The sequence below is a fragment of the Tardiphaga sp. P9-11 genome (assembly GCF_008329525.1).
Taxonomy (GTDB): Bacteria; Pseudomonadota; Alphaproteobacteria; order Rhizobiales; family Xanthobacteraceae; genus Tardiphaga.
The window spans coordinates 200,113-215,030 of record NZ_NPKQ01000005.1; the positions used below are offsets into that span (position 1 = coordinate 200,113).

Consider the following 14,918-nt stretch of genomic DNA (forward strand, 5'->3'; position numbering starts at 1 on the left):
ACAAAGTCTGTTCGCTGCAGAAGGGCAAGATGCGCTAACGTGAGCGTTGGGCTGTCGTTTCTTGAATGAACGACTAGATTACGTACTACAGGGAACAGCAAAGGACTGCTTCGAGAACATCCGCCCGAACGAAAGGATTCGATTTGAGAATCAGCGTCCGATGAAATTGTGGATAACAGCTGCGGTGAACCGGGGAAGCTATCGAAGCGGAGCAGAAATCCCGCACCAGGCGACTGGTAGTCGCCGGTCGCCACGAATCGTGGGGCTCGGGTGGCCCTGCAATTTGTCCGAGCCCGTAAGCCGCCGTTAGCGCGCCAAGGAGTTGCGACACCGGTGTTTGCTGCAGCGATCACCTGGCGGACCGCTCTCGCGCCCTACTACGTCGAACTCGGGCTTGATCCGACGGGTGCTCCGCCGACTTCGAACCGAGCCCCCTTTGGCGAAGATTTCTGCGCCATCGTTGAGGAAATCCGGCCCGAGGTCGTCAGTTTCCATTTTGGCTTGCCCGACGAGGATTTACTCAAGCGTGTGAGCGCGACGGGCGCACGAGTCATATCATCCGCGACGACCGTTGCCGAAGCTGTTTGGTCGAGCAGCGCGATGTCGATGCTGTCATTGCGATGGGTCTGGAAGCCGATGGGCATCGTGGCAACTTCCTTACGGATCGGATGGCAACGCAGGTTGGCACTTTCGCGCTGGTCCCTCAAATTGTCGATGCCGTAAATGTGCCGGTTATTGCAGCAGGCGGCATCGCGGACCACAGGGGATTTGCTGCAGCCATGGCCCTCGGTGCATCTGCAGTGCAAAATGATCGCGAACAAAAAGACCGGACATGCTGCCGAGGTTCAAAGCGAGAGGGCTCAAGGATTCGGCTTTGCCGTCGAGGCAAAGATCGAGGAGACGTGGCCCCAGTTGGGGGAACGTCGGTAGGCACAGCAGAAGTGCCGATTTGATGGAAGTTCGCGTTGTGGGTGCAAAGTTTTATGTTCGGCTTTTCGAGTCCGGGAATTTCATCGGGCGTGGTATATCGGGATAGATTCTGCGTGCGCGTCGATAATGCTGACGACCTTTTTTTCGAGCGGAAGGTTTGACTTTTCTTGCGCCCAAATCTGCTTAAAGCGCTCGACGGTTTCGGTCGCAGTATCGAGAACCAGCTTCTCGGGGATCATCGCCTTTGCGGCAAGATGCCTTAGCTCGTCGCGAGTGAAGTCAACCATCTTCTTTGTGCGCGAGTAGTTCAACGCCATCTTGTCGTCTGGAATATAGGGTATCGTGGAGAGAAGGTCGTACGCAGGCGATAGAGCGGGTGTGCGCTTGTCGGAGTAGATCAAGGACCAGTTTTTGAGGTGCATGTCGGTATTCCCGATAAGCGTACTGAAAACCAACCTACGGATAAACTCGGCGACGTCGGCCTCACCAGACTCGATGCCAAGTACCTTCGCAATTACTTTGTAGTTAGCGTGTTTGTATTTGTCGTCTGGAGGCACTCCGAAGACTTGGGCGAAATCCTCGATATGAATTGGGCCATCCGGGCTTCGATCAAAGCGTTTGATCGCCAACGCTTGGCCCTTGAATTCTCCGATGCCCTCGGGCAACCCCTCGATAGCCTTCACGTCAAGTAGCTGAAGGTCGGGTACGTCCATGCCAATGGACTTGGCAATCGTCATCATCGAGTATTCATTTTCCGGAACGCCCGGATATTGATGAGAAGGCAGCTTGACGATCCACGATCCTCCGACGCCCTCGACTGGGATAGTCAGGCCTCCCTTCTTTGCGTCGGTCTTCAAGGCAGAGAACTTCAATTGAACGCCAGCGAGGGAGAACCGCAGCATGTTCTGGCGCTCTTCCGGTCCAATTTCTTCCTCGACTTGAGGGGGGAGCGCCTCACCATCCGCAGGAACTACCGAAAGCGCGCCCGGGAGATCTTGGCCAAGCATCCAGAGGAGAAAAAACTCGCGCTTCTCGTTAACCCCCGCTCGCTCTGCGATGTAACGGCGAAGCGCTCCTTCCGGAAGAAGGTTCGAAAAGAACGGAGGTAGCACCTGCTGGATTGGTTTGAATGCTGTAAGCAGTCTGCCGAATTGATCTTTGAATGCGAGACTAAGGGTCGGGCGATTTTCGTCGTCTAGCTATCTCGACGCATTCTGCCTCAGAACGAATGCGTTTGCGCTGGAAGGCATGAAAACGCCTCCGAGAAAAGAGGTATTCTTGTAGTGACGCCAGATTTTGCCGATGAGCGCGTGTCCAGAAGTTGCGTTCCAACGTCCTTCCAGATCGCATAGACCGTGCAGACGAACCGCATCAGCGATGATAGGAGTTCGAGATACGGTCACAGCGGCGGCAGGAGACGCGAAGCGTGCGGCGGGGAATTTCCGACAACCGTCGTCGCTGGATAGGGATCGCGTTTGAACGCGCGATTGCGTGAGTCTTTCAGGACGGCGTCCCAATGCTCGGCGAGCATCTCCGTTGGTGGGGCTGGACCCGCGGCGGTCTTCCGGACGGCCTCACCGGCTAACTTTGCCATCTGTTCGGTGACCCGATGAGTCATTCAACGATTTGAGCTCTAGCGATCGCCTCCTCAATGCGCTCGCGCGTCGGAGCAGCTAGTCTCTCCACCTGAAGGAGGCGCGCGTACACCAGTGGTGGGTCTTCTTCTTGCAGAGCGTTTCGGTTCAGTAGAATAAAATCCGAAAGTTCTGCGAGTGAGATTTCGGATAGGTTTCGCCGGTGATCAGGGGCATGCGGTGCGCGAAATGCGAGGCGATTAGCAACTGTTCCAGGCATCCAGAGAAATGAGCCCGAGGTTTCCTCCGTCCGCTCATAGCCTTTCAGATGGCGCGCGATCTGCTCGCGGATGCGTGCTCCGGTCCTGAGCCATCCATGAGCGCGCGCGATGCGCTGGGCGAGGATGTCCTCGCGCACCGGCGCTTCGGCTTCCATGACGGCATCGATCATGGATTGCAGGCTCGGGCGATAGGAGAACTCGAAGAAACGCTCGGGATCCGCTTTGATGCCGGTGAGATCAACCATCCGGAATGTCGCTCCCGAGCGGGCTTCGACCTCGATCAGCGACGCAATCCGTTGCTCCCCGACAGGCCCAGGACCAGCGGTCGCCACAGCTACGCCGCAGGTTTCGTCCGCGAGACCGTCCGGTGCATTGCTGGTATCCACGTCGTCGGGCGGCATGTCGGTTTCATGCGGGATGTCGGCTTCGCCGGAGATCGCCACGCGTTCGGCTTCGGCGAAGGTCGCCCGGCTCGCCTCCAGCGCCGCGTTCAGCGCGTCATGAATGCGTTCCGTCGTTTCCGCGGCATTGAACCACCAGTCGGTCGACCAGATACGCAGGATGTTCCAGCCTAGGCCACGCAGAACCTGCTCGCGGACCTTGTCGCGATCGCGTGCGGTGGCCGAACTGTGATAGGTGGCGCCATCGCATTCGATCCCGGCCAGATACAGTCCCGCATGATCGGGATGGCGGATGCCGAGGTCTATCCGGAAGCCGGAGACGCCAACCTGCGGTACGATCTGCCAGCCGCGCGTCTCGAGCGCTGCAGCGACGGCTTGTTCGAAAGGTGATTCCATGTCGCCGCGCGAGCCTGAATCCTGCGCCGGAAGCGCGATCGCGCCACGCACGGCATAGTCCAGAAACGCCTTGAGATGGCGTACGCCGAGCGCCTTGCTGCGGTTGAGATCGATATCGTCGGCGCGCAGGCCAGAGAACACTTTCAGCTCGGTTCGCGCGCGGGTCACCGCGACATTCAATCGCCGCTCGCCGCCTTCGTTGTTAATGGCGCCGAAATTCATAGGAAGTTTTCCGGCGGCATCGCGGCAGAAAGTGATCGAGAAATAGATCACGTCGCGTTCGTCCCCCTGAATGTTCTCGAGATTCTTGACGATCAGGGGCTCTATACGGTCGTCGGAAAAGAACCATTCGAGGTCGGGATTGGCGCGCAGCGTGTCGTCGAGCAGATCCTGAATAAGCGCCTGCTGCTGGGCGTTGAAGGTGATCACGCCGATGGTCGGACGATTCGCTTCCGGCAAAGCGAGCCAGGATTCCAATTTCTTGCGAATATCGCCCGCAATCGCACGTGCCTCCTCGCGATTGGTACGGCTTTTGCCACGGTCATAGAGACCGGTTGGTACAAGATTCAGGGAAACCGCGCGGTCGTCCGTTACTGGGCTTGGGAAGGTTATGAGGTGATTGTCGTAATAGTGCCAGTTCGAGAACGCGATTAGCGATTCATGACGGCTGCGATAATGCCAGCGCAGATGCCGAACCGGCAGTCCAGATGCCTTTGCTTCGTCGAGAATGCTCTCAAGGTCGCGGTCGTGTTCTGGGATGCTGTCGTCGTCATCATTGGCGCGGCCGAAAAAATTGGTCGGCGGCAGCTGCTTTGGGTCGCCGACGATGATGGTTTGCTTGCCGCGCGCGATCGCGCCGACCGCATCCCAGGTGGCGATCTGGGAGGCTTCGTCGAAAATCACGACATCGAACAGAGCCTGATCGGTCGGCAAATATTGCGCGATCGAGAGCGGTGACATCATCACGCAGGGCGCCAGCTTGCCGAAGGTCTCCGGCATCGCCGCAACCATTTCCCGGATCGATCGGCTCGGCCGCTTGAGGCCCATCTGATGGCGGAGCTGTCCGAGCTCCGACTGTCGGGACACGGATTCCGAAGACGGCAGGCCGTGCGCCAGCGCGCTGACTATCCTGTCGCTGGCATGGCTTCGCACGAGATCGTCGATGGCCCTGAAATCGACAATAGCATTTTCGTGCTCAAAGCGCCGGAAATTGCGCAGCTCTGGGCTCTCGTCGATCGTCTGCGGTAGCCACCAGCGCGCGTAGCCCAACCGGAAGGCGGCGATACTGCGGCCCGGTGACACCGCGCCGCTTTCGATATCGTCGACCAGGGGTGCGAGCCCGCGTGCGATCGCGCGTTTGCGAACTGCGCACCAGGACGACCAATCTCGAAATAGCGTACGCGCATGTTCGAGTTCGTCCATCTGTTGGGAGAGGTTGCCGAGGAAGTCGTCGCTTCTGCCGTCGATCGGTAAACCGGCAATCGCCTCGAATGCGTCGATAGCTTCCTGTAGATCCTGGTAACGGGCCAGATAGTCCTTGGCGGCAGAAATTTGCGGTTGGTTGATCTGTCCTTTGAGGCCGCCCGCAATACTGGCCGCGACCTTCTGAACGTCGCCGGCAAACTCGCCGAGCTGTACCAGGGACGTCCGGAACTGCTCCGCCCTCTGCATGTGGACGCTCAGTGCCTTGCAGTCGGTCTCGAGTCCTGCAAAACGGAGCGAGGTTTGCGCGACTGCGTTGCTGTCGATCGCTCGATGGGTGGCCTGCAACTTGCGAAGCGGCGCCAGATCATTGTCCGGATTGGCCGTTTTAGTGCCGGCATAGGACCCAAGCAGGCCGCGGACGCGTCGTGCTAACAGCCAGGATTTCGGCCACATTGCCGCATTGGCCTCGTGCCAATCGCGCTCGATCTCGGCGAGCGGCATGCGGGACACGACGTCAGCAGCATAGCGCGCAGACAGGCCAGTCTCGGTCCGGCGATAGGTCGCGATCGCAGAATCGAGTTCAGCGAGGGCGCGCGCCAGCGTGGCAAAGTCGCGATGCAGGATGATCGTCAAGTCCTCCCCCGCGGAGGCGACGAGGTCCCGGGCCAAGTCGGTGAAGTATCGCAGTCCGTCGGCGCGGCAATCCCGCAGGCCATCGAGGCCGAGGCGCGGGCTGATCGCAATCAACGCGGTTTGTGCCGCGGCCGCAGCGCGGCCAAGGGTACGTGCCGCGGCGATCAGCTTTTCCTGCCAGCCACTGGTCCATTCCTCGACATGCACCAGACGCAAGATCGGGCGAACGGTGACAGCCGCATAAGTTCGACCGAGGCGGTCAGCGAGATCTTCTAGGTCGGCATAGCCGGCAGCATCATGGACACCCTTGCTCTCCCATTGCAAGCTCGGTGCATGGTCGTCATGGCCCAGTGCGGCCATGCCAATCGCGAGATAAGGCGTCAATCCGTTCGGCGATTTGTGGTGCAAGGCCGCGACATAGGCATTCAGCTCATCGCGGCGGATCTGCAGGCGGTCATTGAGTGTCACCCACTGTGCGCCGATCTGCGGCCCGCGCTTCTCCCAAGAGTTTTTCAACTGATTGAAGAACTGCTTGCGATCGGCCTTGCTGGAATGGAGTTCGAGACAGTGATCGCCAAGGCCGTGCTCGCGCAGGCGGCGATGAACAACGTCGAGAGCAGCGGTTTTTTCGGCCACGAACAGCACCGTCTTGTGGCCGGCAAGGCACATCGCGATCATGTTGGCGATCGTCTGACTCTTGCCGGTGCCGGGCGGGCCGACAATGACGAAATCGCGTCCCTGCGCCGCGGCGAGGCTGGCCGCCACCTGGGACGAATCCGCAGGCAGCGGCATCACCAGGTCGGCGGAAGCATAGTGGCGATCGATGTCGTTTTCGTCGGGAAACGGTTGATCTGCTCCGTCGAATGCGCTTTCGGGATTGTCGATCAGATGTTTGACGACGCGGTTCTGCCGCAATCCTGCGATCCGGTCGGTGAGATCCTTCCACATCAGATACTTGGCGAAAGAGAACGTCGATAGAGCGATATCATCGACGACCTCGAAGCCGGGCACGTCGCGCACCGCACGGCGCATATGCGTCAGCACCTGCGCGACATCGACGCCGTTCTCGTCTGCTGGCAAACCGTCGCGGAAGTCCGGCAGGCTGAGGTCGAAATCGCGTCTCAAGAACTGCAGCAGCGTCGCATTGAGCCGCGGTTCATCCTCGTGAAACTTGAGACGAAAGCGATCGGACGCTCCTGATCGCTCGAGCTTGACGGGCAGGAGGAGGATCGGCGCCCGATACAGCCGCTGGTCGGTCGGCGTCTTTCTCCATTTCAGGATACCGACGGCGAGATAGAGGGTATTGGTGCCGCCTTCGGTCAGATCGTTTTTGGCCGAGCGAAACAGTTCGGTCAGGCGTGCAGAGAGGTCCTTGGCATCGAGCATCGACGAGAGTTCGTCTCGCCTCAGCGCCTCGGCGGCGAAGGTCAGGTGCAGATCCTGACCACGCTGCTCGCGATGCAGCACGGCATCGCGCTCGCCGAGCGGATTCTGCTGTGGAAGGGAGATCAGCTTGATGGCTGCGCCATCCGCCAGCCGATCCTCCAGATAAGCGACGTCTGGACAGAGAAACGGAACCGTGCGCTTGCCTTCGGCGAAATTCAGAAGCCGGTTGCGCAGCGACAAATCGAGCAGCCGCGATTGCCAGCGTTCGATGCGGCCCGCCGCCGTGGTCGGCTTCACGTCCACGATATCAGCCGGTGCGAGTATGTCCGGCTCCGCAGGCAGCGGGACCTCCTCGAATGTGCCGACCTCTTCAATGTCGGTCCGGACGCGGGCTTCATGAGACGCCAGTGGCATGATGCCCGATGACCGCGATCGAGCGATATCGACTGCGGCGGTGAAGGGGTGCGCAGCGCCTTCGTCAAGCCCGGCTTCGCCGTCTTTTTTGGCCTGCTCGAACATCATTGGCGGCCGATGCGTGACGCCGGTGGTCTCGAACACCACGAGTTCGCGCGCCGCAATGCCCTTGCGCAGCTCGGTAACGTCGTCCTCGATCGTCTTGGGCAGGGTACGCTTGACCAGCCAGACGCCGGCCAAAGCATGCCCATCCATCAGCACCATCACGGCATTCAATCCGACGGCTTCTAGTGCCGCAGCGAAGAGCAGGGTCGTGTCGAGGCAGGTTGCTATCGTGTCTTGAGCAATCTTGCTCGGCCCGCGAATTTTCTGCCCGCGCGTTTCAAAGCTCGCAGGCGGCTCCGCATAATGGAGCCCAAGTCCCGCGACCGCCGAGTAGATTGCTGCGGCCAGCATGTAAGCGCGCTTGGGGTCATTGCTCTGATAGCCGTCGAGGGCCGACGAGTGACCATGTGCGGCAAGCCGCTCTGCTGCCGATTTCAGGACGCGGAAGACGGCGGGATCGTTCGGCATGACGAAGGCCGGAAGCAGCTGCGCCATGTCCGATACGCCGCCCCACTCATCGCGGGCCAACAGGCGCACCGGCACGATCGTCTCGGTGAGCAGGTCTTCACCCTGCATCAGGCGCAGCCGGATGTCACCGATCTCCGCTTCGTCAAGGCCTGCGAGATAGGCAGCATCCAGATCGATGCGGCGGTCAGTCAGGGCGATCTCGTCGCCTGGGAGCAGCCGGTCGATTGTCCACGTTTTCGGCCTGAGGAATGGAGGGCTGGCACTCAGTTCGAGCCTGAGGCGTTCGGCCGCGTCCCCGGTCGGGTTGCGGATGGCGATGCTCCGGATGACCGGAATGGAGTTCTGGTGCGATGCAAAGGTGAATTTTGTCGCAAGATCGGACACTATCGCGATCTCGGGAGCTCCCGGCGTTTCGATCAAAATATCATTTATCCCGGTGTTCAAGTGCGAGTCGTTCATTGCGCCGCCCAGTCTTCGTTTGCAATCATTCCGATATTGTGGGCTTGATCGCAAGTATGGTTTCAACTTTAAGGGGTGGTGCCGCCTCTGCGCGTTTCGCCGCAACTCCGGCATCGCTTGCGTGACGTCGATCCACTCTCCCGAAATGCCAATTCCCCATGCGCTTCACATTCATTCATGCCGCCGATCTCCATATCGACAGTCCGCTGGCCGGGCTGCGCTTGAAGGATGAGGACGTGGCGCGGCGTTTCGCCGAGGCGGGGCGGCGAGCTGTACAGGCGCTTGTGGATGAAGCCATCGCCAGTAAGGCGGCCTTCCTGATCATTGCCGGCGATGTGTTCGACGGTGACTGGAAGGACGTCACTACGGGGCTTTTCTTCGTCAGCGCCATCAGTGCGCTGCACCGTGCCAAAATTCCGGTTTTTATCGTCAAGGGCAATCATGACGCAGAAAGCCTGATGTCGCGCGACCTCCCTTATCCGGACAGCGTCAGGGTGTTTCGTGCCAATGCGGCGGAAACAGTCGTGCTCGATGACTATCGCGTGGCGCTACACGGGCGGAGTTTTCCGAACCGGCTGATCGGCGACTTCGTCGACAACTATCCCACGCGTCGCGAGGGCTGGCTCAATATCGGCGTGCTGCACACCTCGCTCGACGGCACTCGCGGCCATGATGGCTATGCACCCTGCAGTGTCGATGACCTCAGGCGGTTCGGCTACGACTATTGGGCGCTGGGCCATATCCACGCCGCCGAAATCGTGGTGCGCGATCCATGGATCGTATTCCCCGGCAACCTGCAGGGTCGAAATGTGCGCGAAACCGGTGCGAAGGGCGCTATGCGCGTCACCGTCGAGGACGGCCGCATCATCGATGTCACGCCGGTGGCGCTGGACGGTGCACGCTGGGCGCACTTGACAATCAATGTCACTGACGTCGCGGACGAGAAGGACCTGTTGGACCAAGTGTCGGCGGAACTGTCCGAGGCGCATACCCAGAGCGAGGGCCGCGCGCTGGCGGTGCGTGTCACGTTGACGGGCGCGACGGCGTTGCATGACGCGTTTGTGGCGCGGCGTGAACTGCTGCAAGACGAGTTACGGGCCGGTGCGCTGCATCTGGCGTCCGACTGCTGGGTCGAGCAGCTCAAAGTGAAGACGTCTCGGCTGGCGCGGCCAACTGCGGTGGTGCCTGATGCGGATAGCGTCGATGTTGGGGCGTTGCTCGGCGAGACCGCTCAGGATCCGGCCTTCGCGGCGGCGTTGGCGGAGCTGGTCGAGACCGTGAAGGCGAAGCTGCCGCGTGATCTGCAGGATGAGTTCGCGGCGTCCGACATGGTCGCGGCGCTGGCCGACGATGCACAGGCGATACTAGCGGGAGAACTGCTGTGAGGATCGAGCAGCTGGCGCTGGAGCGCTACGGCATCTTCACGGACCGCATACTCGTCTTCGACCCGCAGGCGTCGCTGCATGTGGTGCTCGGCGCCAACGAGGCCGGCAAGACATCGGCGCTGTCGGCGATCGGCGACCTTCTGTTCGGTTTCGGCGGCCGCACCGATTATGATTTCCGGCATGATAGTAAGCTGCTGCGCGTTGGCGGCACTTTTCGCCGCGCCGATGGCAGCGTCATCGCGGCACGCCGGCGTAAGGGCAACAAGAACACGCTGCTCGATGTCGATGACCAACCGCTGCCGGACGATCCGTTCGCGGCGCTGCTCGGCGGCATCTCGCGTGCTGCCTTCAACCAGGAATTCGGCATGACCGCGCAATCGCTGCGCGAGGGCGGCATTGAGCTGCTAGGCGCTGGCGGGCGGCTCGCGGAGACGCTGGCGGCAAGTTCGGCGGGGATGGCCGCAGTGTCGCGGATCAAGGACCGGCTGCAGGCGCAGGCGGATGATCTGTTCACATCGCGGAAGTCGGCTAGCAAGCCGTTTTATCTTGCTGCAGACCGGCGTGATGTCGCCGACAAGGCGCTGCGCGAGGCGGTGGTGACGCGCGAGGCACTGCGGCAGCTGCAGGCGGCGGTGACCGAAGCGGGCGAAGGATTGGAAAAGCTGCAAGCAGCGCATAAGACGAGCGGCATCATGCTGGCGCGCTGGCAGCGAACCCTGCGGGTGCGCTCGCCGTTGGTGCGGCTCGATGCAATCGCGGTCGAGCTGAACTCGTTGGCGGACCTGCCGGTGGTGGCCGAGCAAATGCTGGCGGACTGGCGCAGCGCGCTCGATGGTCTGACCGCGTTGGATGCCGAAATCACTGCGCTCGATGCTGCCGCTGCGGTGGATGCCGCCGAGATCGCCACCTTGACCGTGGATCATGCGCTGCTGGCCGAGGACGCGGTGATCGAGGCACTGCGGGAACGCGTCGGCGCCGTGCGCAAGGCAGCGACCGACCTGCCGCGGCGGCGGTATGACCGCGATGCTGCCGAAGCGCTGCTGGAGGATTGTGCGCGACGGCTCGGGCTTGCTTCGCATGCAGAACTCCGTGCGAGACTGCCGACCGATCCCGCACTGGCAGACGCGCGCGAGCGCATCGAGGCGATGCGGCGCGATTTGCAGGCGCTGGACGAGGCCGAGGCGCGGCATGCGCGGGTCATTCAGGAGCGCAACGCGTTCGAGACGCAGGAGAGCGCGGCGCAACTTGTCAGCGATATCGAGCCGCTGCGGCAGCGTTTTGCAGCGCTTGGCGACATCCCAGCACAGGACGAGCGCCTGCATCGCGAGCGCGCCGCGCATGCGGTGGAATTGAAGGCGCTTGGCGATGCCGTGGCCGCGCTCGATCCGATGCCGGGTTCTTTGGAGCGCCTGCGTGCATTGCCGGCGCCAGACCGCGCCACGATCACCCGATTTGCCGGCGCCATCGAGGCGAGCGAGCTTGAGCTGAAGCGGCTCGCTCAGGTGATCGCCGCACTCGATGACGCGATCGCCGCGACCCAGCTCGAACTGGCGCGGTTGTCGCAATCCGGCGCCGTGCCGACCAAGGCGGGCCTCGTGCAGGCGCGGCAGATACGGGATGCGCGGCTCGACGCGTTGCGTGCCGATGTCGACGGCGCGCGTGATGCGCGCGCCGCTGGGCTCGACGGTGTGGCGGAGGCGTCGCGCGCCATTGATGGCATCACGGACCAGTTGCTCACGGATACCGAGCGGGCGACGCGGCAGGAGGATGCGCAGCGCCATCTCGCCGACGCCCGCGATGCGCGCGAGCGCGAGGTGGCGAAGCGTGCCGGCGTGCAGCGTGCGTTGGACGAGACCGGCGAGGCGTGGCGACAGACCTGGGCGGCATCCGGCCTGCAGCCGCGCGGCGCTGCCGAGATGCTGCGCTGGCGCGAGCGGCTCGATGAGATCATAGCACGGCTGGAGAAGGTCGATCTGCAGCGCGTCGGAATCGACGCACTGGCTTCCGCGCTGGACGCGGGCAAGACGGCGACGGTCAGCTTCCTCGAAGGGACGGGGCTGCGGCCCGATCCCGCGCCGCCAGCGGTTGTCCTGTATCGCGAGGCGAAGGGACGTTTCGAGCAGCTGCAGGATGCATGGGCTGACGCGAAGGCGCGAGTCGTGGCAAAAACGCGGATCGCGCGCGACGTGGCCGAAGCGGCCGATGCGCGCGACCGGATCGCAGCGCGGATTGCGGAGTTGCGGCGGCATTGGCCGCAGACGATGCAGGCGATCGGGCAGCCTTTGGAAGCTACACCGGCACAGGCTAACGCCGCACTGACGGTGTGGAGCGCCGTCGGCGTGCCGCGCGCCAGCCATGAGCGCGAGGGCCGCAGCGTCGATACGATTGTGGCCGATCTGCAGGCATTTGATGCGGATGTCGCGTTGCTTTGTGCGCGGATCGCGCCGGATCTGTGCGATATGCCGGCGCAGGAGGCGCTGTCGCGCATCGCGGAGCGCCTCGCCGAGGCGCGCCGTGTCGGCGAAACGCGAAAGCGGTTGCAGGGCGGGGTGGAAAGGCGCGCGGGGGGCCTTAGTGCGCTGGTCGCGAAACGTTCTGCGAGCGTGTCCGCGCTCGATGAGGCATGCCGGGTGCTTGGCGTGGCCGATACTGCGGCACTCATCGCACCGCTGACGCGGCTTGCCACGCGCCAAACGTTGCAAAACGAACAGGCCGCGCTGCGGCGTCAACTCGGCGAGATTGCTGATGGTCATGACGAGGGCGCGTTACGCCGGGAGCGCGAGGGAATCGATCTCGACGGTTTGCGTGCCGGGATCGACAGCGAGACGGTGCATCAGGCACAGTTGTTGAAGGACATTACCGACGCCTCGGCAGCGCATCGTCAACGGCAGCAGGAGCTGGACGTACTGACCAAGGGCCGCGACGCTGCCAGCGCTGCAGCCCGCCGCAACGAGGCCGAAGCTGAGATGTTGACCATCGCGGAAGGTTGGCTGCTGCGCTCAGCGGCATCATTGCTCGCGCGCAAGACCATCGAGCTGCATCGTGCCAAGGTGCAGGACCCGACTATCGCGCGGGCCGGCGGATTGTTCGCGCTGGCGACGGCCGATGCCTTTGCTGGACTGACGATCGACTACAGCGAGCAGGATCAGCCGATGCTGGTGGCGCGCCGCGCCGAAGGCGAACGGGTCTCCGTGTTGGGCCTCAGCGAGGGGACGCGCGACCAGCTTTATCTCGCGCTGCGGCTCGCCTTGATGGAACGACGGACCTCCGAACCGATGCCGTTCATTGGCGACGACCTCTTGGCAAGTTTCGACGAGACACGCACGCTCGCAACGCTGCGGTTGCTGGCAGCGACGGGGCGGCAGCGCCAGATGATCGTGTTTACGCATCACAGCCATGTGGCGGATCTAGCGGCGTCTCTAACCGATTGCGTTGTGGATTTAATCACCTTGTGAAGTCGAGCGCGTTTTAGGCTTGGACATCTAAGCTCGGAGCATGAAGGTGTCTCGCTTCGCCTTCCGCCATCCGCGATAGGCGGATGTGCCTCGTGGCGCAACGCGGACGTTGAGGGCGGATATCCGCATAAGTTTCTCGTAGTGGGCCGCAATCGGAATCGTCGAGCTTTGCCAGATCGCTGCGCAGATTTATCCCGAAGCGCATCTCCCGTTCTCCAATTGGCCGAACACCTTAATCGGCTCGGGAGAGCATTGACGGAAATGATGCCCTGAGGGAAGAATTTCTGCTCCAAACTTTGCGCCAGCACGCTGCGGCCACCGTTGAGTTTCCTCCTCGGAATCAAAGAGGTCAGTGGCGAGAGCGCATATCTCCGCACGCCGAAACTCAGGAGGAATGCTTGCTGCCATAGGGACGCCCCAGTCGGTACCAGCGTGACATCGTGCGAGCCACCCCCGTATCCTCCATCAGCAGGTAAAGATCGCTCGTGACGATCGACCGCCCGGCGCCCGGCAGCGTGGGGTGATCCCAAACCGTTCCGGTGAGGCAGGCTGCACTGCGAGATGTCCGCATCCAGTTGTCGAGAACGGGAGCGTCTTTGCTTATGTTAACATGGCCATCGGCGAACAGCATTAGATCTGTCGCGAGCCGTTGAAGGCGATCAACCTCCGATGCCAACGCGAGAAGGTCCGCAGGACGTCCGTTTTTAATTTCGAACATATCTTTTCCGGAAGTCATGCAAACGAACTGGCCGCGGGGCGGCGATCCGTGATCAGACGCAAAGCTCTGACACCGATTGTGCCACAGCTACTGCCGTTGCTTCGACAGTTCGGCTGCAAATGTAGTGGGATGTGTTGACGAGATCGTCGAGGTGCTCTTTCGAAATATCGGCGATCCCTCGCTTCAATATTCGTGGACCGGGCAGGCCAGCCCGCATGGGACCATCAAACCGCTCCACTTTCGCCGCGACGGCATGATCATCCAAATCCTCGGGCCAGGCGACCGGCAGAAGCCAGCCACGGTCGAGGGAAGCAATTGGAGGTCGCGCGTTATACCGCGGGCGCGCAGTTCGGCGATGAAAGCGGAAGCGTGGATCTGAGGCCGACGCCAGATGGGTCTGAAGGTCTCGGTAGTCTCGAACCGCCACTTCGATCTCGACAGCCGCGTGCCTCATGGGAAACAGCACCACGGATGTTGGGTTGTCAAAGACCGTCTCCCAAACGGTTCGTTTGACCATATCGATGACGACCGTCGAACATTCCGGATGGGCCGCGATTGTATGCCGGATCGCTTCCGGCGTCGCGACGTGCTCCGCAAGGGCGGCCGTCGAGAACGGGACGCCCGTGGCGAATGCGATGACCGGTTGAATGCCTGACATCGTTACCTGTAAGTGCAACGGTCGGTGCCCGAGGGCGGCGAGTCCCGTGGCTAGGATCACGCTCGATGCCGTCCGACCGGAACCACCCTTGGACCCGAGAAACAGAAACGTGCGCATCGCGAATCCTTTCGATTCGAGGAGTGCGTTGAATTCGATGTCTTTCACTGCTCCCTTATCCGCCAAAAAACAATAGTATTAGGCAAAAAAAGGCGGCTAGCCGCCAATTGTTG

General features: G+C 61.7%; 5 protein-coding genes and 2 pseudogenes. 3 read left to right on the forward strand and 4 right to left on the reverse strand.

Annotated features, from left to right (window positions below; all coding sequences use genetic code 11):
* Positions 1 to 339: 339 nt before the first annotated feature.
* Positions 340 to 806 (forward strand): annotated as a pseudogene (locus CIW50_RS18665) (NAD(P)H-dependent flavin oxidoreductase); the annotation flags it as partial.
* Between the two features lie 204 nt (positions 807 to 1,010).
* On the opposite strand, the pseudogene CIW50_RS18670 reads toward CIW50_RS18665, so the two are convergent.
* Both CIW50_RS18670 and proA read right to left on the reverse strand, forming a co-directional pair.
* Positions 1,011 to 2,129, reverse strand: a pseudogene (locus CIW50_RS18670) (type II toxin-antitoxin system HipA family toxin); the annotation flags it as partial.
* Positions 2,130 to 2,544: 415 nt separating this feature from the next.
* Complete coding sequence (proA, locus tag CIW50_RS18675; protein WP_149532701.1) at positions 2,545 to 8,472, reverse strand: anti-phage protein ProA; 5,928 nt, start codon at positions 8,470 to 8,472, stop codon at positions 2,545 to 2,547.
* Between the two features lie 158 nt (positions 8,473 to 8,630).
* Here proA and CIW50_RS18680 point away from each other — a divergent pair, with 158 nt between their 5' ends.
* Both CIW50_RS18680 and CIW50_RS18685 read left to right on the forward strand, forming a co-directional pair.
* On the forward strand, positions 8,631 to 9,857 hold the full coding sequence (locus CIW50_RS18680; RefSeq protein WP_149532702.1) for a metallophosphoesterase family protein: 1,227 nt from the start codon (positions 8,631 to 8,633) through the stop codon (positions 9,855 to 9,857).
* Complete coding sequence (locus tag CIW50_RS18685) at positions 9,854 to 13,312, forward strand: YhaN family protein (protein ID WP_149532703.1); 3,459 nt, start codon at positions 9,854 to 9,856, stop codon at positions 13,310 to 13,312. Before CIW50_RS18680 ends, CIW50_RS18685 begins: the two co-directional genes overlap by 4 nt.
* A gap of 385 nt (positions 13,313 to 13,697) precedes the next feature.
* Here CIW50_RS18685 and CIW50_RS18690 read toward each other — a convergent pair whose 3' ends face one another.
* On the reverse strand, positions 13,698 to 14,030 hold the full coding sequence (locus tag CIW50_RS18690) for a DUF6634 family protein (RefSeq protein ID WP_149532704.1): 333 nt from the start codon (positions 14,028 to 14,030) through the stop codon (positions 13,698 to 13,700).
* A 52-nt stretch (positions 14,031 to 14,082) separates the two neighbouring features.
* Positions 14,083 to 14,853, reverse strand: a complete 771-nt coding sequence (locus CIW50_RS18695) for a ParA family protein (protein WP_149532705.1) — start codon at positions 14,851 to 14,853, stop codon at positions 14,083 to 14,085.
* Positions 14,854 to 14,918: the final 65 nt, after the last annotated feature.

Bases quoted from the DNA above. Each gene is read 5' to 3' on its own strand.
- CIW50_RS18680 (WP_149532702.1), top strand. From the start codon at position 8,631: ATGCGCTTCACATTCATTCATGCCGCCGATCTCCATATCGACAGTCCG.
- CIW50_RS18690 (WP_149532704.1), bottom strand. From the start codon at position 14,030: ATGTTCGAAATTAAAAACGGACGTCCTGCGGACCTTCTCGCGTTGGCA.
- proA (WP_149532701.1), bottom strand. From the start codon at position 8,472: ATGAACGACTCGCACTTGAACACCGGGATAAATGATATTTTGATCGAA.